The organism is Hymenobacter sp. B81, assembly GCF_044628455.1.
Lineage (GTDB): Bacteria > Bacteroidota > Bacteroidia > Cytophagales > Hymenobacteraceae > Solirubrum.
Map to the genome: position 1 here is coordinate 965,226 of NZ_JBIYZW010000002.1, position 18,187 is coordinate 983,412.

Annotated in this window: 21 protein-coding genes; 15 read left to right on the top strand and 6 right to left on the bottom strand. The window is 64.3% G+C overall.

Annotation, left to right across the window (positions count from 1 at the left end):
* The 3 genes from hemB to rocD all read right to left on the bottom strand — a co-directional run bounded on the left by hemB (position 1) and on the right by rocD (position 2,958).
* Entirely contained in the window at positions 1–993 is a 993-nt protein-coding gene (gene hemB / locus ACE191_RS15215; protein ID WP_400193092.1) for a porphobilinogen synthase, read from the bottom strand.
* A 105-nt stretch (positions 994–1,098) separates the two neighbouring features.
* A complete protein-coding gene (locus ACE191_RS15220; protein WP_400193093.1) occupies positions 1,099–1,623 on the bottom strand; it encodes a hypothetical protein in 525 nt (174 codons plus the stop codon).
* A gap of 63 nt (positions 1,624–1,686) precedes the next feature.
* The gene (gene rocD / locus ACE191_RS15225) at positions 1,687–2,958 is read right to left on the bottom strand and encodes an ornithine--oxo-acid transaminase (RefSeq protein ID WP_400193094.1); all 1,272 of its coding nucleotides are present in this window, start codon (positions 2,956–2,958) and stop codon (positions 1,687–1,689) included.
* Between the two features lie 193 nt (positions 2,959–3,151).
* On the opposite strand from rocD, the gene ACE191_RS15230 reads away from it, so the two are divergent.
* From ACE191_RS15230 to ACE191_RS15240, 3 genes are all read left to right on the top strand, one after another.
* Entirely contained in the window at positions 3,152–3,532 is a 381-nt protein-coding gene (locus ACE191_RS15230) for a RidA family protein (RefSeq protein ID WP_400193095.1), read from the top strand.
* A gap of 9 nt (positions 3,533–3,541) precedes the next feature.
* Positions 3,542–3,700, top strand: a complete 159-nt coding sequence (locus ACE191_RS15235; protein ID WP_400193096.1) for a DUF5522 domain-containing protein — start codon at positions 3,542–3,544, stop codon at positions 3,698–3,700.
* 222 nt (positions 3,701–3,922) lie between these two features.
* Positions 3,923–4,501 (top strand): DUF4468 domain-containing protein, encoded by a 579-nt coding sequence (locus ACE191_RS15240; protein WP_400193097.1) that lies wholly within the window; start codon positions 3,923–3,925, stop codon positions 4,499–4,501.
* A gap of 391 nt (positions 4,502–4,892) precedes the next feature.
* Here ACE191_RS15240 and ACE191_RS15245 read toward each other — a convergent pair whose 3' ends face one another.
* Positions 4,893–5,735, bottom strand: a complete 843-nt coding sequence (locus ACE191_RS15245) for a class I SAM-dependent methyltransferase (RefSeq protein WP_400193098.1) — start codon at positions 5,733–5,735, stop codon at positions 4,893–4,895.
* 216 nt (positions 5,736–5,951) lie between these two features.
* On the opposite strand from ACE191_RS15245, the gene rpmB reads away from it, so the two are divergent.
* The 8 genes from rpmB to ACE191_RS15285 all read left to right on the top strand — a co-directional run bounded on the left by rpmB (position 5,952) and on the right by ACE191_RS15285 (position 12,255).
* Entirely contained in the window at positions 5,952–6,191 is a 240-nt protein-coding gene (rpmB, locus tag ACE191_RS15250; RefSeq protein WP_400193099.1) for a 50S ribosomal protein L28, read from the top strand.
* Between the two features lie 198 nt (positions 6,192–6,389).
* On the top strand, positions 6,390–8,030 hold the full coding sequence (locus ACE191_RS15255; RefSeq protein WP_400193100.1) for an aminopeptidase P N-terminal domain-containing protein: 1,641 nt from the start codon (positions 6,390–6,392) through the stop codon (positions 8,028–8,030).
* Positions 8,031–8,221: 191 nt separating this feature from the next.
* Positions 8,222–8,404 (top strand): 50S ribosomal protein L33, encoded by a 183-nt coding sequence (gene rpmG / locus ACE191_RS15260; RefSeq protein WP_045689232.1) that lies wholly within the window; start codon positions 8,222–8,224, stop codon positions 8,402–8,404.
* Between the two features lie 8 nt (positions 8,405–8,412).
* Positions 8,413–8,574 carry a DUF4295 domain-containing protein gene (locus ACE191_RS15265; protein WP_151078600.1) on the top strand — a complete coding sequence of 54 codons (162 nt, stop codon included), beginning with the start codon at positions 8,413–8,415 and terminating at the stop codon, positions 8,572–8,574.
* A 244-nt stretch (positions 8,575–8,818) separates the two neighbouring features.
* Complete coding sequence (gene ftsY / locus ACE191_RS15270) at positions 8,819–9,793, top strand: signal recognition particle-docking protein FtsY (RefSeq protein WP_400193101.1); 975 nt, start codon at positions 8,819–8,821, stop codon at positions 9,791–9,793.
* Between the two features lie 93 nt (positions 9,794–9,886).
* Positions 9,887–10,582, top strand: a complete 696-nt coding sequence (locus tag ACE191_RS15275) for a hypothetical protein (RefSeq protein WP_400193102.1) — start codon at positions 9,887–9,889, stop codon at positions 10,580–10,582.
* Between the two features lie 103 nt (positions 10,583–10,685).
* Positions 10,686–11,834 (top strand): acyltransferase family protein, encoded by a 1,149-nt coding sequence (locus ACE191_RS15280; protein WP_400193103.1) that lies wholly within the window; start codon positions 10,686–10,688, stop codon positions 11,832–11,834.
* Between the two features lie 94 nt (positions 11,835–11,928).
* The gene (locus ACE191_RS15285; RefSeq protein WP_400193104.1) at positions 11,929–12,255 is read left to right on the top strand and encodes a DMT family transporter; all 327 of its coding nucleotides are present in this window, start codon (positions 11,929–11,931) and stop codon (positions 12,253–12,255) included.
* Here ACE191_RS15285 and ACE191_RS15290 read toward each other — a convergent pair.
* On the bottom strand, positions 12,252–12,830 hold the full coding sequence (locus ACE191_RS15290) for a Crp/Fnr family transcriptional regulator (protein WP_400193105.1): 579 nt from the start codon (positions 12,828–12,830) through the stop codon (positions 12,252–12,254). The two genes, ACE191_RS15285 and ACE191_RS15290, sit on opposite strands and share 4 nt — an antisense overlap.
* A gap of 96 nt (positions 12,831–12,926) precedes the next feature.
* Between ACE191_RS15290 and ACE191_RS15295 the strand changes: the two genes are divergently transcribed.
* Together ACE191_RS15295 and rimO are read left to right on the top strand one after the other, a co-directional pair.
* Positions 12,927–13,460 carry a GNAT family N-acetyltransferase gene (locus ACE191_RS15295; protein WP_400193106.1) on the top strand — a complete coding sequence of 178 codons (534 nt, stop codon included), beginning with the start codon at positions 12,927–12,929 and terminating at the stop codon, positions 13,458–13,460.
* 163 nt (positions 13,461–13,623) lie between these two features.
* Positions 13,624–14,937: a 30S ribosomal protein S12 methylthiotransferase RimO gene (gene rimO, locus ACE191_RS15300; RefSeq protein WP_400193107.1), complete on the top strand. Its 1,314-nt coding sequence runs from the start codon at positions 13,624–13,626 to the stop codon at positions 14,935–14,937.
* A 214-nt stretch (positions 14,938–15,151) separates the two neighbouring features.
* Here rimO and ACE191_RS15305 read toward each other — a convergent pair whose 3' ends face one another.
* Entirely contained in the window at positions 15,152–15,355 is a 204-nt protein-coding gene (locus tag ACE191_RS15305; RefSeq protein ID WP_400193108.1) for a hypothetical protein, read from the bottom strand.
* A 157-nt stretch (positions 15,356–15,512) separates the two neighbouring features.
* On the opposite strand from ACE191_RS15305, the gene bshC reads away from it, so the two are divergent.
* Both bshC and ACE191_RS15315 read left to right on the top strand, forming a co-directional pair.
* A complete protein-coding gene (bshC, locus tag ACE191_RS15310) occupies positions 15,513–17,096 on the top strand; it encodes a bacillithiol biosynthesis cysteine-adding enzyme BshC (protein WP_400193109.1) in 1,584 nt (527 codons plus the stop codon).
* 6 nt (positions 17,097–17,102) lie between these two features.
* Positions 17,103–17,996, top strand: a complete 894-nt coding sequence (locus tag ACE191_RS15315; RefSeq protein ID WP_400193110.1) for a carboxypeptidase-like regulatory domain-containing protein — start codon at positions 17,103–17,105, stop codon at positions 17,994–17,996.
* Positions 17,997–18,187 lie beyond the last annotated feature (191 nt).

Genomic DNA, 18,187 nt, shown 5'->3' on the forward strand with positions numbered 1-18,187 from the left:
TTAGCCCCGGCGCAGCACCGCAGCCGCTTCCTTGGCAAAGTAAGTCAGGATGGCGTCGGCGCCGGCGCGCTTGATGCTCAGCAGCACTTCCAGCATGGTCCGCTCGCCGTCGAGCCAGCCGTTGCGGGCGGCGGCCTTCACCATGGCGTACTCACCTGACACGTTGTAGGCCGTTACGGGCAGGTTGGTGTGGGTTTTCACGTCGTGAATCACGTCGAGGTAGCTCAGGGCGGGCTTCACCATCACCATGTCGGCGCCTTCCTGCTCGTCGAGGGCCAGCTCGCGCAGGGCCTCGCGGCGGTTGGCCGGGTTCATCTGGTAGCTTTTCTTGTCGCCCTTCTTGGGGGCCGAATCCAGCGCGTCACGGAAGGGACCGTAGAAGGCCGAGGCGTACTTGGCCGTGTAGCTCATGATGCTCACGTGGCTGAACGCGTTGCGGTCGAGCACCTCGCGAATCCAGGCCACGCGGCCGTCCATCATGTCGCTGGGGCCGATGATGTCGGCGCCGGCGCGGGCCTGGGCCAGGGCCATCTGGCCGAGAATTTCCAGGGTGGCGTCGTTCAGGATTTCGCCCGACTCGGGGTCCACCACGCCGTCGTGCCCGTCGGAGGAGTAGGGGTCCATGGCCACGTCGGTCATCATCACCACCTCGGGAAATTGCCGCTTGATGTCGGCCACGGTGCGCAAATACAGCCCGTCGGGGTTAGCCGATTCCTTGGCCAGCCGGTCCTTCAGGCCGTCGTTGATGCTGGGGAAGGGTGCGAAGGCCTTGATGCCCAGCTCCACGCATTGGCCGATTTCGTCGATGAGGCGGTCGGCCGAAAAGCGGTTGATGCCCGGCATGGAAGCCACTTCCACCAGCTGGTTCTGGCCCTCAATCAGGAAAACGGGGTAGATGAAATCGTGGGTGGTGAGGCGGGTTTCCTGCACCATGTCGCGGATGACTTCGGACTTGCGGTTGCGGCGGGGGCGGTGGGTGGGGAGGTTAGCCATGAGTAGCGTTGGTGGACCGGGCAAAACAGCCGGGGCAAAGGTAAAGTTGCGCGGGGAGTTGCCCGGGCCGGATGATAGCCCGGTATGATGCTGCGCCCGGGAGGCTCACATGTTAAAGAACTCCTGACCGACTTCCAGCCAGGCATCGGGGCCGCCGATGCCCAGAATCAGGAAGTAGTAGCCACCTAGTACCACCAGCGCCCCCACGCCCAGGCCCAGCCAGCCGCCCAGCAGCAAGCCCGCCACCACGCCGCCCACAATCAAGGCAATGCCCAGGCCCAGGTGAAATCCATCCCGGCTGGCCGCCCGTTGCGGCCGGCTGGCCGCTTCAGACGACTGCCGCGGCGCGAGGCGCCGGAGCCGCCTGGCAGCGGTTGCCGGCCGCTGGTGCTGCGGGACTGGTGCTGCCTGGGCCAGCGGCACCGGCCGCGCAGGTTTGGCAGCTGGTGGAGCAATAACCGGCGCCGGCTTAACTTCAGGAGCCGCAGCCAACAGGAATGATGCAGATACCGTTACCGGAGCGGCTACGGGGGCCGGTGGCAGCTGATAAGCTACCCGGCTGCCGCGGCAGCTTCCCAATATCAGCAGAATCATCAGCAGCCACGGGCTGGGGCGTAAAACCTTCTTCATTGGCAAAAAACAAGGGCCACCCAAGATAGGGCAGCCCTTGCAACGGCAGAGGTACCGTGGAGGTTAGAACTCCAGGATGGTTTGCTCGATGATGTCGCAGGCCTCGTGTAGCTGCTCCTCGGTGATGACCAGCGGCGGGGCAAAGCGGATGATGTCGCCGTGGGTGGGCTTGGCCAGCACGCCGCGCTCCATCAACGTCACGCACACGTCCCAGGCCGTGCGGCCGTCGGCGTGGGGCCGGATGACGACGGCGTTGAGCAAACCCTTGCCGCGCACCAGCTCCACCACTTCGGGGCGCTTGGCCTGCACGCGGCGCATCCGTTCGCGGAACACCTCGCCCAGGGCCCGGGCATTTTCGGTCAGCTTTTCCTCGATGAGCACGTCGAGCGCGGCCACCATTACGGCGCAGGCCAGGGGGTTGCCGCCGAAGGTGGAGCCGTGCTGCCCGGGTTTGATGGTGAGCATGATTTCGTTGCGCGCCAGCACCGCCGATACCGGCAGCACACCGCCCGACAGGGCCTTGCCCAGCACCAGAATGTCGGCGTGCACGGCATCGTAGCACGAGGCCAGCAGCTCGCCGGTGCGGCCCAGGCCGGTCTGAATTTCGTCGGCAATGAGCAGCACGTTGTGCTTTTTGCAGATGGCGTGGGCGTGGGCCAGGTAGCCTTCGCCGGGCACCATCACGCCGGCCTCACCCTGAATGGGCTCGACCAGAAAGGCGCACACGTGCGGGTCCTGCACGGCGGCTTCCAGGGCAGCGAGGTCGTCGTAGGGCACCACCTGGTAGCCGGGCATGTAGGGGCCGAAGCCGCCGGTGGAGTCGGGGTCGGTGCTGAAGGAAATGATGCCGGTGGTGCGGCCGTGGAAGTTGTGCTCGGCTACCACGATGCGGGCCTGGTTGGGGGCAATGCCTTTTTCCTGGTAGCCCCACTTGCGGGCCAGCTTCAGGGCGGTTTCCACTGCCTCGGCGCCCGAGTTCATCAGCAAAGCCTTGTCGTAGCCAAACAGCTCGCAGAGGTATTTTTCGGCCCGGCCCAACTGGTCGTTGAAGAAGGCGCGCGAGGTGAGAGTGAGGCGCTGGGCCTGCTCCGTCATGGCCCCGATGATGCGCGGGTGGCAGTGGCCCTGGTTCACGGCCGAGTAGGCCGAGAGGAAGTCGTAGTAGTGCTTGCCTTCCACGTCCCAAAGGTGCACGCCCTCGCCGCGGCTGAGCACCACCGGCAGCGGGTGGTAGTTGTGGGCGCCGTATTGGTCTTCGAGCTGCATCAGCTCCTGGCTGCTGTGCTGGTGGGTCGCGGTGGCCGGTTCGTGGGCCGGGGGCGTGCTGACGGACATAAAGCTGGGAAAGTTGAAGTGGGAAAAACGAGCGGGGGAAGTCAAAAGTACGCAAACGCGGCCGGCCGGAATGTAACGGCCCGCAGTTGCAGTATGACAAAAGGTATCGGCTGCGGCGGGCGGGCGCGGGCGGCCATCGAAGCCGGGCTGCTACCTTTGCGACCTGCTTCCGCACTCCCCGTATTTCCTGCCCATGAACGCCCTGCACCACCCCGACGCCCCGCAAGCCGTGGGCCCCTACGCCCAGGCCATTGTGGCCGGTGGCCTTGTGTTCTGCTCCGGCCAGACGCCGCTGGTGCCGGCCACCATGCAGATTGAGGCTCGCACTATCGAGGAGCAGACGCGGCAGGCGCTCCACAACCTGGCCACGGTGCTGTCGGCCGCGGGACTGGGGCTGCCGGATATCGTCAAGACCACGGTATTCCTGAAAAACTTCGCCGACTTCGGGCGCATGAACGCCGTGTACGCCGAGGTATTCGGGGAGCACCGCCCGGCGCGCAGCACCGTGGAAGTGTCGCGCCTGCCGCTCGATGCCCTGGTCGAAATTGAATGCATTGCCGCCCTGCGGGGTTAAGTGCCGCGTATGCCCGCAACTCCCCAACCCCTGCAGCCCGGCGACTATTACTTCACGCCCGAGGGCTACATGGTTTTCACCGAACAGTACCACCGCCGCCGCGGCAGCTGCTGCGGCAGCGGCTGCCGGCACTGCCCCTGGAAAAAGAAGAAGGCGGAGAAAAGGTAGGTTGAGGCAAGCCGGCCCGCGTCAGTAGCCATAAAGGTTGGGCATCTGAATGATGTTTTGTTTTTCCGTTCCGGGAGGCAAATTCAGTGAGAAATCAACAGACCTATGATGTGTGTTGACCTAACTAGTAGTATTGTTAATCACCATTTTTACAAATCCCTTGAATAGCACAGCGCGCGCTGACGCTCCCCGGTTCAGACTGTCTTATAGCTTCGCTGCCCTATGAAACCACTGCTTCTTGTCGTTGGCTTGCTGCTGGCTCTACCGGCCGCTGCTCAGTTCCCATCGCCGGCCATGGACAGCGCCCGCGGAAAGATTACCTACGCCGCCCAGCTCCGCGTGCCCGAGGCTACCCAAGCCCAGCTCTACGACCGGGCGTTCCAGTGGTTGCCTAGGGTGGCGACGCCCAACACCCACGTGCCGCCGGTCACCGATGCCGCTAAGGGTGTTTTAAGCGCCAACGTCGAGATGCCCTTCATGGTACGGGCCGCGTCGGGTGCCTTTCAGGCCACGCTGTGGCGGGAGTTGCGCATAACCGTGCAGCAGGGCGAAGCCCGGTGCGAGATGAGTGCGTTTCTCGTGCAGCCCTACGTTCCGTCAGCCACGGGAACCCTGCCGACCGATGCCCAATTAAAACTGACTCCGGCCGAACACTTCCTTGACCGGAGCAACCGACGGTACTACGATGCACAGGGCCATCCGACAGCCCACGCCCGTAGCGTGTTGGGAGCAGTGAAGCAGCAAAGCGCCGACCTACTGGCGAGCTTACAGGAAGCCTTAGCTAAGCCGCTTGATCATTAACGGCTCCCGAAATCACCGCTTCTGCGAACCAATTCCCGCTTTTCGGGCTGGAGCGGCCCGTTACCGAAATCGAATAGCTGGAGTTTCCCAGTGGGAAAGCCCGGGCGCATAACCCGAAGGAAGTTGAGCAGTAAATCGAAGCTATCGGGCAGTTTCAAGTAGGGCTTGCGGAGGACCAGTTGCGGCTATACGCCTACTTACGGCCGCAGCAACGGACGTCAGACTGCCACGAACGCAGTGCAACCAATTCCCAACACAGGATGCTTTTAAGGCCGCTAGGATAGGTAAGCCAGGAGACATCAATAGGGCCCGCCTGCTCCCAAGCCCCGGGAAAAAGAAACGCACCGCCGGGGACTCCCCAGCGGTGCGCGGATAATGCGGTGAAGCGAGCTTACTCGGCGATGCGCAGCCAGTAGGAGCCGCCGTGCTGCTCCACGCCCGGCAGCTGCTGCCACAGCGGGGCCAGCACCTGCCGCAGCTGCGCATCTTCGCTGATGAAGTAGTTGGGCAGCAGCGTTTCGTACTTGCCGGGGTTGGCCAGCAGAAACGCCGCCAGCATGTACTGCTCGGAGTAAAACCGGTCGCACATGAACTGCGGGTAGTCGTAGGGCAGGTAGATGTCGTGGATGTGCACGATGACGCCCTTGCGCAGCAGCGGCAGCACTTCCAGGAAAAACACCGTCGCGTCGGAGTTGGGCAGCACGCGGTGGGAGTTGTCGATGAACAGAATGTCGTTTTCGCCCAGCTCGCGCAGAAACGAAAAGTCGATGTTCTCGAAGGGCTGGCGGATGACGCGCGAGGCCAGCTGGTCGATTTCGGCCCGGGGGAAGGGGTCGATGGAGGTAATCTGGGTGCTCAGGCCCTGGTCCATGATGGCCTTGTAGGCCACCTTGGTGGAGTTGCCCGAGCCCACTTCCACGTACTGCTGGGGCCGGAAGTGGGCCAGCATGCCGTAGATGCCCACGATGTCGAGGCCCGGCAGGAAGTTGTTGTTCCAGGCCGGCTGGTTGGCGTCGGTTTCATCCTTGGCGTCGCGGATCTTGCTGAATACCGCGCGGTGCGTCAGAAACGATTCGAGCAAGGCCTGGTAGTCGGCACGGTGCGCGTCGATGATGCTGTAGAGGCCCGCGTGGGGCGGCTTGCCGTGGCCGTAGCGGGGTTTGAAGGCGACCTTGTAATCGAGAAAGAGGTTCTGAAACCGGGGCGAAACAAACCGGTAAACGTCCTTGAGCATAGCGGGGGAGGGCAGGCGGGTAGGGCAAGCGCGGAACCCGTCCCCGCTTGGTGCAGGGGCAAAGGTAACAAGGGCTTGGGGGATTTAGATTGGCCCTGCGGCGGGCGCTGGGGCGGTAACCGCTGGTTTTCAAGCCGGCTGGTTTGGCGGTGTTAAATTTTTACCGATATTTGCGGCCCTGTTTCCCGCATTGTCACTTCAAGTACACACATAGCCATGGCCCGAGTTTGTGATCTGACCGGCAAGCGCACCCGCGTTGGTAACAACGTGTCGCACGCCAACAACAAAACCAAGCGCAAGTTCTTCCCGAACCTGCAGAAGAAGCGCTTCTACATTCCTGAGGAAGATGCTTGGGTGACGCTGAAAGTGGCTACGTCCACCATCCGCACCATCAACAAGAACGGCATCATGGCCGTGCTCAAGAAAGCCAAGCAGCAAGGCTTCGTCACGTACTAATGCCGCCGCGCCCTGGCGGGCGTTGCAAGCTTACCAGAAGTGAGAATTTGGTTGGGAATGTTGCCCGCGGGCAGCAACCTTGGCCGGATTCTCACTTCTTTGGTTTTGGCCGGTTCCTGGTATTCTCGCCGGCGCCATTCCCCTTTTCCGTGCTCCCCGGCGGCCTCCGTTCCGTCCGTCGGCTGTTTTCTGCTTGTTATGCTGCTTCGTCGTTTTGCCGCGCTGGCCCGGCCCGCCGCCCTGTTGCTGGGTGGCCTGCTGGCCTTGGCCGAGCCCTCCCTGGCCCAGCGCGCGGCCGGCCCCGGCCGGCCCCAGGATTTTCTGGACCCGGCCTTTCACCGCGGCCGGCGCGAGGCCCTGCGCCAGCAACTGCCCGCGGGTGCGGTAGCCGCGGTGTTTGCCGCCCCGGTGCGCAACCGCGCCAACGACGTGGACTTCCGCTACCACCAGAACCCCGACCTGTACTACCTCACCGGCTACGACGAGCCCCACGCCGTGCTCTTGCTGTTTCAGGAGCCGCAGACCATTGGCAGCCAGACGGGCATCACGGAGGCGCTGTTCGTGCAGCCCCGCGACCCGCGGGCCGAGCAATGGACCGGCCGCCGCCTGGGCGCCGAGGGCACCCGCCAGCAACTGAAGCTGCAGTACGTGGCCGACAACCGCGAATTTGCCGCCGCCCCCATTGCCTGGAACCGCTTCAGCCGGGTGCTCTTCACCGAGCTGCCCGCCGACGTGCGCAACGATGCGCAGGACCCCGCCGACCTGTTCGACCTGGTAGCCACCTTCCGCCAGAAGGCCGAAGTGCCCGCCGACTTCAGCCCGCAGCTGGCCGCCGCCCACCAAATGATTCAGCGCTACGGCGTAAGCGGGGCCGCCAACCTGCGGCCCTACCTGGCCGGCCTGGGTGCCGCCGTGTCGGCCGACGCCTACGTGCAAACCTACCTGAAAGCCGAAACCGACGCCGACCGCCAGAAAGTAATGGCCGCGCGGCCCGCTTCCCGCCTCGACGCCACGGCCCTGGGCGGAGTGCTGGACCAGCTGCGCGAGGTGAAAACGCCCGAGGAGCTGAAGCTGCTGCGCCGGGCCATCCGCATCAGCACCGTGGGCCAGCAGGAAGTGATGAAAGCCCTGCGGCCCGACATGGGTGAGATGGAAGTGCAGGGCCTGCACGAGTACGTGTACCGCAAGTACGGCGCCGAGTTCGAGGGCTACCCCAGCATCGTGGGCGGCGGCGACAACGCCTGCGTGCTGCACTACATTGCCAACGACAAGCCCCGCCTGGGCACCGAGCTGCTGCTGATGGACTGCGGCGCCGAGTACCACGGCTACACCGCCGACGTGACGCGCACCGCCCCGCCCAGCGGCAAGTTCAGCCCTGAGCAGCGGCAGATCTACGAGCTGGTGCTGGCCGCCCAGGACGCCGGCATTGCCGCCTGCCGCCCCGGCAACGAGTTTCAGGCCCCCGACAAAGCCGCCCGCGCCGTGGTGGAAGCCGGGCTGGTGAAGCTGGGCATCGTGAAGACGGCCGCGGAAGCCCGGCGCTACTTTCCGCACGGCACCTCGCACTACCTGGGCCTCGACGTGCACGACCGCGGCAGCTACGGCCCGCTCAAGGCCGGCAACGTCATCACCGTGGAGCCCGGCATCTACATTCCCGAGGGCAGCCCTTGCGACCGGAAATGGTGGAACATCGGCGTGCGCATCGAAGACGATATTCTGGTGACCAGTAGCGCCCCCGAAAACCTCTCGAAGGACGCGCCCCGCACCGTGGCGGAGGTGGAGCGGATGATGGCCCAGCCCAGCGCCCTCGACGATTTTCGCCTGCCGGCCCTGAAATAAGCGGGTCGGTTTGCGTTGCTCGTGGTTTGTTTTGCGGGGTCAGCCCGGCTCGTAATGCGGCCTGAGGCCACCGGTAAACCCGCGGCGAAAAACAATAAACCAATAACAAATAACTCAGGCATTTGCCAAATCGAAAAAGGTCTGTACCTTTGCAGTCCTGAAATCGAAACCCACGCCCTGTCACTACCACGATGGCCAAGAAAGGAAACCGGGTGCAGGTGATTCTGGAATGCACCGAGCATAAAAACTCGGGTCAGCCGGGCACCTCGCGCTACATCACCACGAAGAACCGCAAGAACACGCCCGAGCGCATTGAGCTGAAGAAATTCAACCCGGTGCTCAAGAAGATGACCGTTCACAAGGAAATCAAGTAAGCTAAGCCATGGCTAAGAAAGTAGTAGCTACCCTGAAAACCCCGGGCGGCAAAGACTGGGCGAAAGTGATTCGCGCCGTCCGCTCGCCCAAAACCGGCGCCTACACCTTCAAGGAGGAAATGGTGCCCGTCGACAAGGTGCAGGAGTTCATCGCCACCGGCGTTAAGTAAGCCTGAGCAGCGGGTGCGCACCGGCGGGCTGAGGATTCAACTGCAGTTCGATTCGGTCGCGGGCAACCGCGCCGCGCACTCCTACCGATAGTGAAGAAGTCCCGCCTTTCCGTGGGACTTTTTTGCGTGTTAGGGATTCGGGATTAGGGCTTAGGTCTTAGTTGCCCGGTCCCATTGGCTCCTGGCCCATTTTCTGGCTGGTCCGTCCGGACTAAGCCCTAAGACCTAACCCCTCAGACCTCTTATGGGCCTGTTCGATTTCTTTAAGAAGGACAAGGAAGCCCCCGAGCAGCGCGAGTCGCTCGACAAAGGGCTGGAGAAAACCAAAACCAGCTTCTTCGACCAGCTCAGCAAAGCCGTCGTTGGCAAGAGCAAGGTCGACGAGGAGGTGCTCGACGACCTGGAAACCCTGCTCGTGCACGCCGACGTGGGCATAGATACCACGGTGAAGGTCATCGACCGCATCGAGAAGCGCGTGGCCCGCGACAAGTACGTGAGCACCGGCGAGCTGGACCGCATTCTGCGCGAGGAAATCACCGAGCTGCTGCAGCGCCCCGACGCGGGCTCGACGGCCGTGCTCGAGCGCGCTGGCACCACCGGCCAGCCCTTCGTCATCATGGTGGTGGGCGTCAACGGCGTGGGTAAAACCACTACCATCGGCAAGCTGGCCCACCGCTTTCACGCCGCGGGCAAGAAAGTGGTGCTGGGCGCCGCCGACACCTTCCGCGCCGCCGCCGTCGACCAGCTCATCATCTGGGGCCAGCGCGTGGGCGTGCCCGTTATCTCGCACGGCATGAACACCGACCCGGCCTCGGTGGCCTACGACGCAGTGCAGAAGGGCGTGGACCTGCAGGCCGACGTGGTCATCATCGACACCGCCGGGCGCCTGCACAACAAGGTGAACCTGATGAACGAGCTGAGCAAGATCAAGCGCGTGATGCAGAAGGTGATTCCCGACGCCCCGCACGAGGTGCTGCTGGTGCTCGACGGCAGCACCGGCCAGAACGCTTTCCTGCAGGCCAAGGAATTTACCAAGGCCACCGAGGTATCGGCCCTGGCCATTACCAAGCTCGACGGCACGGCCAAGGGCGGGGTGGTCATCGGCATCTCGGACCAGCTGAACGTGCCCGTGCGCTACATCGGGGTGGGCGAGAAAATGACCGATTTGCAGCTGTTCGACCGCCGCACCTTCGTCGATTCGCTGTTCTCGAAAAAGTAAAGCTGGTTTTCCCATGCTGCTAATAAAGCGCCCCCGGTCCCGCGCCGGGGGCGCTTTTGCGTTACTTTGGGCCGGTTTTCCGCGTTGACTTCCATGTTTCGACAACTCTTCAACAAGCTCCGCGGTGCTGCCCCGGCGCCCCCGGCCTCCGGTATTCGTGAGGTAATGTTCGGCGACCTACCCCTGGCCGAGTGGCCGCGACCGGACTCAGGCCTGGGTGACACGGCGCCGTGGACGTGGTTTGTAGCAGCTCAGCAGGCCATGCAAGAGAACAACCAGGCTGCAGCCGAGCGGGCCTTGCGCCGGGTATTGGCCACCGAAGGACTCGAAGCTCGTCAGTACCTGCAAGCCTGGCAGGCCTTGCGGGAGCTGGGCCACCAGCCGCCACCGGCTCAGGCCAAGCAGGTGCTGGGCGTAGTAGTGGAAGTAGGCCTGGAGCAGGGACTCGACCTGGTGGCGGCCTACGCCGATGGCACAGCCCGCTACTACAACTACAGCGGCGCCGGCGTGGTGTGGGAGCGGCCCGACGATTCGCTGGCTGACCCGATTCAGGCGCTGCTAGCTGCCGGCGAGCGGGTAGCAGCGCAGATTGGTCCCTGGGAGCAGCCGCGGCCCGCCGCTCCAGCTAAGGGCACAGCCCGCATCAGCATGCTCACGCCCTCGGGCCTGCACTTCGGGCAGGCCCCGTTCGACGCGCTGTGGCAGGACGCGCTCGGCGGACCGGTGCTGGCCGCCGCGCAGGAGCTGATGCAGGCCCTGATTGCCAGGTCGCCGGCTGCGGCGCGTTGAGGCACAAGCTGCCTGACGGAACTCACCCGATTGTGCGAGTGCGCCGGACCGATTATCTGCCTAACTAGCCAACCGATGCGCCATCAGCTGCATCTGGTTGAATATGCAAGTCGTCTACAAAGCCTCCGTTCCGCCGCTGGTAGCGCCCGCGCGCCTCGACCCGTTTCTGAGCCAGAAGCTGCGGTTCTGGTCGCTGGTAGCCATGCTGATGCTGGTGTACGTGCACGCCTACAACCTGCACTCCCGCTACTTGCAGCCCGCTACGCCCGTCGACGAGGCCTTGTCGGTGGGCACCTGGCTGCAGTATTTCCTGGCCAACGGCCTGCTGCGATTCCGCATTCCCATCCTGTTTGCCATTTCGGGCTACCTCTTCGCCCACCACGACGCAGGCACGCCGCACGGGCAGCGCGTGAAGCGGCGGGTGCGCACCTTGCTGGTGCCTTACCTGCTGTGGAGCCTGATTGGGTTGGCCGGCACCTGGGCGCTGGAGCAGCACCCCTACACCCGGTTGCTGGTGCAGAATGCGGCTCTGAGCATTTTTGGGCCGGAAAATCCCTTCGTAAGCGGCTATTCGCCGGGCGAGCTGCTGATTCGCTGGCTGCTGATGCCGGTGCCGTTTCAGCTCTGGTTTCTGCGCAGCCTGCTGGTGTACAACCTCACCTATCCCTGGCTGCGCAAGGCCCTGGACCACGCCCCAAAGGTGTACTTCGGCATTGCGGGGCTGCTGTGGCTGGTCGACTTTGGGCTGCCGCCGCTGTTTGAGGGCTCCGGGCTGCTTTTCTTTGCCCTGGGCGTGTGGCTGCGCCGCCGCGACAAAGAGGTGCTGCTCCAACCGCGCTGGTTTCGGCTGCTGCCGTTTGCGGCCCTGTGGGTGATGCTGCTGAGCGTAAAAACCTGGCTGGCTTTTCACCTCGACCAGCCGCCGGTGCTGCCCATGCTGCTGCTGCACAAAGCGGCCGAGCTGCTGGGCATTCTGGTCATGTGGTTTGGCTCCAACGCCCTGGTGCGCACGGCCATGCGCCGCCGCTGGTTTCAGTGGCTGACGGGTTTTGCGTTCATGATTTACGTAGTGCACGTGCCCCTGATCAACTACGCCACCGAGGCGGTGCTGCTGCGCTGGCCCAACCAGCAGCTGCTTACCTTCCTGCTGCTGCCGCTGGCCATAATGGCCCTAGCCGTGGCGCTGGGCGCTACCCTGCGTCGCGTGGTGCCAGGCGCCTACGGCGTGCTGACCGGCGGCCGGGGCTTGTAGGTGCGGGGCGGCGGGCGCATGGCGTTTTTAACATTGGTAAAAAGAAACGCGGCGGCGCGCCCGGACCTTTGTCGCCTCACGTTTCCTTTTCGCTATGCATTGGGTATTTCTGGTCCTGGCCGGTTTGGCTGAAGTCGCGTTTGCGTTCTGCCTGGGCAAGGCCAAGCTGGCCACCGGCTCCGCGTCGGTGGGTTGGTACGCGGGCTTTGCGGGCTGCGCGGCCCTGAGCTTTTACCTGCTCAACCTCAGTCTGGCGCAGCTGCCGCTGGGCACTGCCTACGCCGTCTGGACGGGCATCGGGGCCGTGGGCACCGCCGTCCTGGGCGTGCTTGTGTTCGGCGACCCGCTAACCGGCGCGCGCCTGTTTTTCCTTGCCACGCTCATCGGCTCGGTGCTGGGCCTGAAGGCCGTTTCGCCCTAGGAGCGCGGGGCCTGTTTGAGCTGGGCGCGCACGCGGCTCAGGGTAACCTGGCTGATACCGAGGTAGGACGCAATGTGGCCCAGCGCCACGCGCTGCAGCAGCTGCGGGTTCTGGCGCAACAGGTCGGCGTAGCGCTCGGCGGCGCTGCGAAACTGCCGGGCAATGAGCTGCTGCTCGGTTTGCAGCCACACCCGCTCCACCATCACCCGGCCCCAGTTGGCCAGGTGCACGTCGGTGCGGTAGAGCTCCTGCAGCGCGTGCATGTTGAGCCGAAACAAGCGGCTGTCCTCCAGCAACTCAATGGTTTCGTAGCTCAGGGCCTGCTCGGTGTAGCCGCGAATCGAAACCAGCACCGCGCCTTCGGTGGAAAACCAGAAGGTGACTTCCTGCTCCTCGCGCCGGGCAAAAATCCGCGCCAGACCGTGCTGCAGCACGTAGATGTGCCGGGCCAACTGGTCGTCGCGAAACAGCAGCGTGCCTTTGGGCAGCTCCACGTACTCGGCCAGGGCCTGGATTTTTGCCAGCGAGGCGGCCGGCAGCGGATACGTGGTTTGCAGAATCTCGGGCAGGGTCATGTTTCGCAAAGGCTAGTCGGGCAGCTGAAAGTCCCGAAGGTCCGCAGCCCGCTTGGCAATTCATTCAGGCGGCAGCCTCATTCCATAAGACAGAATATGAATCAGCTTACCATCCGGCCCGCCACCGTCGAGGACGTGGCCGAATTGCAGCAAATTGGCCGGCAGACGTTTGTTGAGACGTTTGCGGCCAGCAATTCCGCGCCGAACATGCAGGCTTACCTGGCAGAAGGCTTTTCCCGCGAAAAGCTGACGGCGGAGCTGCGCAACCCCAACTCGGCCTTCTACCTCGCGACGCTGAATAACCGCGTCGTTGGCTACCTGAAAGTCAACACCGGCCCGGCGCAAACCGAAGCGCAGGCGGCCCCCGCCCTGGAAATCGAGCGCATTTACGTGCTGCGCGACTACCAGGGCCAGCAGCTGGGGCAGGCGCTCTACGACCAGGCTCTGGCACTGGCCGCGCGGGCCGGGGCCGAATACCTGTGGCTGGGCGTGTGGGAAGAAAACCCGCGCGCCATCCGGTTTTACCAGAAAAACGGCTTCGTGGCGTTCGGCCAGCACGTGTTCCGCCTGGGCGACGACGAGCAAACCGATATCCTGATGAAGCGTTCCGTGCCGCTGCGGCACCCCTGAGCCAAAGGAACGTTCCAGCTAGGAAAAGGCGTTGGGCCGTGCGTACCTTTGCGCTCCGATTTTCGCCGGCGGCGAGAGGCGGGCAATTTGTTCAGGATTAGGTGCTTCCCCGCGGGGTGGCGCCGCTCAACGATACGCGAAGCCAACCTTCGCGCTACTGCAGATGAAAGTAAAAGGCAATCGGGCCAACAAGGTCAACGTCATCACCCTGGGCTGCTCCAAGAACCTGGTCGACTCGGAAGTGCTGATGGGCCAGCTGCGCGGCAACGGCTACGACGTGACCCACGAGTCGACCAAGAACGAGGCGGGCGTGGTCATCATCAATACCTGCGGCTTTATTGACAACGCCAAGCAGGAAAGCATCGACACCATCCTGCAGTACGCCGACGCCAAGGAGGCCGGTAAGGTCGACAAGGTGTACGTGACCGGCTGCCTCTCGCAGCGCTACAAAGACCAGCTCGAAGTGGAAATTCCCCAGGTCGACGCCTACTTCGGCACCCTGGAGCTGCCGCAGTTGCTCAAAACCCTGAACGCCGACTACAAGCACGAGCTGGTGGGCGAGCGGCTGCTGACCACGCCCAAGCACTACGCCTACTTCAAGATTGCCGAGGGCTGCAACCGCCCCTGCTCGTTCTGCGCCATTCCCCTGATGCGCGGCAAGCACGTGGACAAGACCATGGAAAACCTCGTGACGGAAGCCACCAAGCTGGCCCGCCTGGGTACCAAGGAGCTGATTCTCATTGCGCAGGATTTGACCTACTACGGCCTGGAGAAATACGGCGAGCGGAAGCTGGCCGAGCTGGTGCGCCGCCTCTCCGACGTGAACGGCATCGACTGGATTCGCCTGCAGTACGCCTACCCCTCGCAGTTTCCGCTGGAAGTGCTCGACGTGATGCAGGAGCGCGAAAACGTGTGCAAGTACCTCGACATGCCCCTGCAGCACATCTCGGACAACATGCTCAAGACCATGCGCCGCGGCATCAGCAAGCGCCGCACCCTGGAGCTGGTCGACACCATTCGCCAGCGCATGCCCGACATTGCCCTGCGCACCACCCTCATTGCCGGCCATCCCGGCGAAACCGGCCAGGACTTTGCCGAGCTCTACGACTTCGTGGAGCAGGCCCGCTTCGAGCGCCTGGGCATCTTCACCTACTCGCACGAAGACAACACCCACGCCTACACGCTGGAAGACAACGTGCCCGACGAAGTGAAGCAGCAGCGCGCCGACGCCATCATGGAGCTGCAGCAGGGCATTTCCATGGAACTCAACGAGGCCAAGGTGGGCCAGACCTACAAGGTGCTCTTCGACCGCAAGGAAAGCGGCTACTGGGTGGGCCGCACCCAGTACGACTCGCCCGAGGTCGACAACGAAGTGCTGGTGCCCGCCACCAGCCAGTACGTGCGCCTCGGCGACTTCGCCCAGGTCAAGATTACCAGCGCCTCCGACTTCGACCTCTACGGCGAGGTGGTGCAGTAAGCCCGCCCGAGGGTAGCCCCCGCTGTCATTGCGAGCAAGGCGAAGCAATCGGTCCTGGCCAACGAACCAGCCGTAAAACAGTCACCGCCCGAAACCGGCATTATCGGTTTCGGGCGGTGCTTTATTTTGGGCGGTGCCAGCGGTGGGGCCTGCTGTCATTGCTTCGGCTTCGCCTCGCAATGACAGCAGGCCGCACCGCTGCTGGCGCAGACGCTTAGTGCGAGAGGTTGCGGCGGTGCACGCCGCTGGTCCAGTACTGCCACATGCCGATGCCGGGCAGGCAGATAACCGTTTGCAGCCAGCGGCGCCGCTCCCAGCGGCCCGGGAACTCGCCGCGGCGAATGTGCCACAGGGTATACAGCCAGGGCAGCAGCGCCAGGGCCGCCAGCCAGCTCCAGTGAAGCGTAGAAAAATCCATAAGTGGGTGGAAACGAGGGGGTGGGTGGTTCAGGCAATATACCGAAATGCCGCGCCGCTAGCATGACGCGCCCCGGAAAAAAAGGTTGTGCTCGAACCCTGGCCCGGCCGCGCGGTTTTTTTGCGAACCTTGCAGCCCCAACGCTCCTTCCCCGCCCATGCCCGCTCACTGTCTGCCCTACGCCGCTACCGGCGCCTTCAGCCCCCTGCTTACGGATTACCTGGCCCAAAGCCCCGCACTGCAGCCGTTTTACCACCGCTTCCCCTCGCTGGAAGCCTTTGCCGGGCAGGTGCACGACAAGCAGGCCCACTACTCCGCTGAAGCGCGCCAGCGCCTGGTGAGCACCCTGCGCCGCCAGTACGCAGCCCTGCCCGAAGTTCCCGCCGCCGTGCAGGCCAACCTCGAGCTGCTGGCCCACGACACCACCTTCACCGTCACCACCGGCCACCAGCTCAACCTCATGACCGGGCCGCTATACTTCGTCTACAAGATCGTGACGGTCATCAAGCTCGCCCGGCAGCTGAAAGACGCCTACCCGCAGTACGACTTCGTGCCCGTGTACTGGCTGGCTTCCGAAGACCACGACTTTGCCGAAATCAACCACTTCCACCTCTTCGGCAAGCGCCTGGAGTGGGCGGTGGACGGCAGCGGCGCCGGCCCGGTGGGGCGCCTGCCGCTCGACGGGCTCACCGAGGCCATCCTCAGCCAGCTGCCGGCCGAGCTGCCCGCCGGCTTCCGCGAGGCCTACGAGCACAGCGCCACCCTGGCTGATGCCACCCGCCGGCTGGTGCACGCGCTGTTCGGCCAGTACGGCCTGGTCAGCCTCGAGCCCGACGACGCCGAACTGAAGCAGGCCCTGGTGCCGGTGCTGCACGAGGAGCTGCAGCGCCAGCCCGCCTACCACGCCGTGCAGGCCAGCAACCAGCAACTCGAGGCCGCCGGGTACAAGCCCCAGGTCTACGCCCGCCCCCTCAACCTGTTTTACCTCACCTCCGAAGGCCGCCGCGAGCGGCTCGAGCTGGAAGACGGCCACCTCGTGGTGCGCAATACCAACCGGCGCTTCACCCCCGCCGAGGCCGTAGCCGAAGCCCAGGCCCATCCCGAGCGGTTCAGCCCCAACGTGGTGCTGCGCCCCCTCTACCAGGAGCTGGCCCTGCCCAACCTCTGCTACGTGGGCGGCGGGGCCGAAGTCGCCTACTGGTTTCAGCTCAAGGGCGTGTTCGACCACTACCGGGTGCCCATGCCCGTGGTGCTGCCGCGCAACTCGGCCCTCTACGTGGGCCGCACCCACCTGGGCAAGCTGCGCAAGCTGGGCCTGGCTACCGACGACCTGTTCCACCCCCTGCCCGAGCTGAAAAAGCAGGTCGGCGCTACCCTGGGGCAGGAAGAAGTGTCGCTGGCCGAGCAACAGCAGCAGCTGGCCGCCGCCTTCGCCGCCGTGTCGGCCCTGGCCCAGCGCCTCGACCCCACGCTGGTTAAAACCGTGGCCGCCGAGCAGCAGAAAGTGGGCGGCATCGTCTCGGGCCTCGAAAAGCGCCTGCAGAAAGCCGCCGAAGCCCGCCACGAAACCGCCTACGGCCAGCTCACGGCCCTCAAGGACAAGCTCTTCCCCGACGGCGGCCTGCAGGAGCGCCACGACAACGTGCTCAGCATCCTCATCAACAACCCCGCCTTCATCGAGCAGCTGCTGGCCGCCTTCGACCCGCTGGCCCTTCAGTTCACCGTCATCGAAGAAGAATAAGTTCGCATGCGCTTTCCGCTCCTACCTGCCCTTGCCCCGCGCCGCGCATCGTGGCTGCTGGCCGCGCTGCTGCTTTTCGCCGCGCCGCTGGCCGCCCAAACCATTCAGGGCCGCGTCACCGACGCCAAAACCGGCGAAGCCCTGCCCTTCGTCAACATCGGGCTGGTAGGTAAGGGCATCGGCACCGTGGCCGACGAGCAGGGCCGCTACGCGCTGCCCTTCAGCACCGCCCACGCCCGCGACACCGTGCGCGTTTCCAGCCTGGGCTTCCGGCCGCGCCGCCTGCTGCTCGAAGAGCTGGCCCGCCAGCCCCAGCTGCAGCTCACCCCCGAGGCCATTGCCCTGCAGGAAGTGAAAGTCAAAGCCAAGGGCCCGTACAAGCGCACCCACCGCCTGGGCTTCGACAAAGACAAGGAGGGCGGCACCCTGTCGCTCTCGTCCAACGACCTGGGCACCGAAATCGGCAGCATCATCCAGCTCAAGCGCCGGCCCACCCTGCTGCTCAACGCCAATTTCAACGTGGCCTACAACCACGCCGGCCCGCTCACCTTTCGCGTCAACCTCTACCGCCTGCTGCCCAACGGCAAGCCCTCCGACGTGAAGCTGGTGGCCCGCGACATCATCGTCACCTCGGCCGTGCAGAAGGGCCCCATCACCGTCGACCTGGCGCCCTACCAGCTGGTGCTCGACGAAGACTTCCTGCTCAGCCTGGAGTGGGTCGACGGCCCCGAGCGGGCCCGCGTCAGCTCGGCCCTGGCCTTCGTGGCCGGCCTGGGCTTCACCGACAACGACCTGTACGTGCGCACCACCAGCCAGGCCACCTGGGAGCGGGCCGCCGTGGGCGCCCTGCTGGCCGGTATGCAGCCCAAGCTCGGCTTCTTCGTCACGGTAAAGGATTAGCCCCGGCATAAAGAAGTGGTGCCCCGGCTCCCAGCCGGGGCACCACTTCTTTATGCCGCGCCGCCACCGCTGCTCCGTCCTGGAACCGAACCAGGAAAACCAGCTCCCGACTTGACGATAACCCAGTCTGAGTTGACGATAACCCCCTGCGACTTGACGATAAACTACCCCGACTTGACGTTACCCCACCT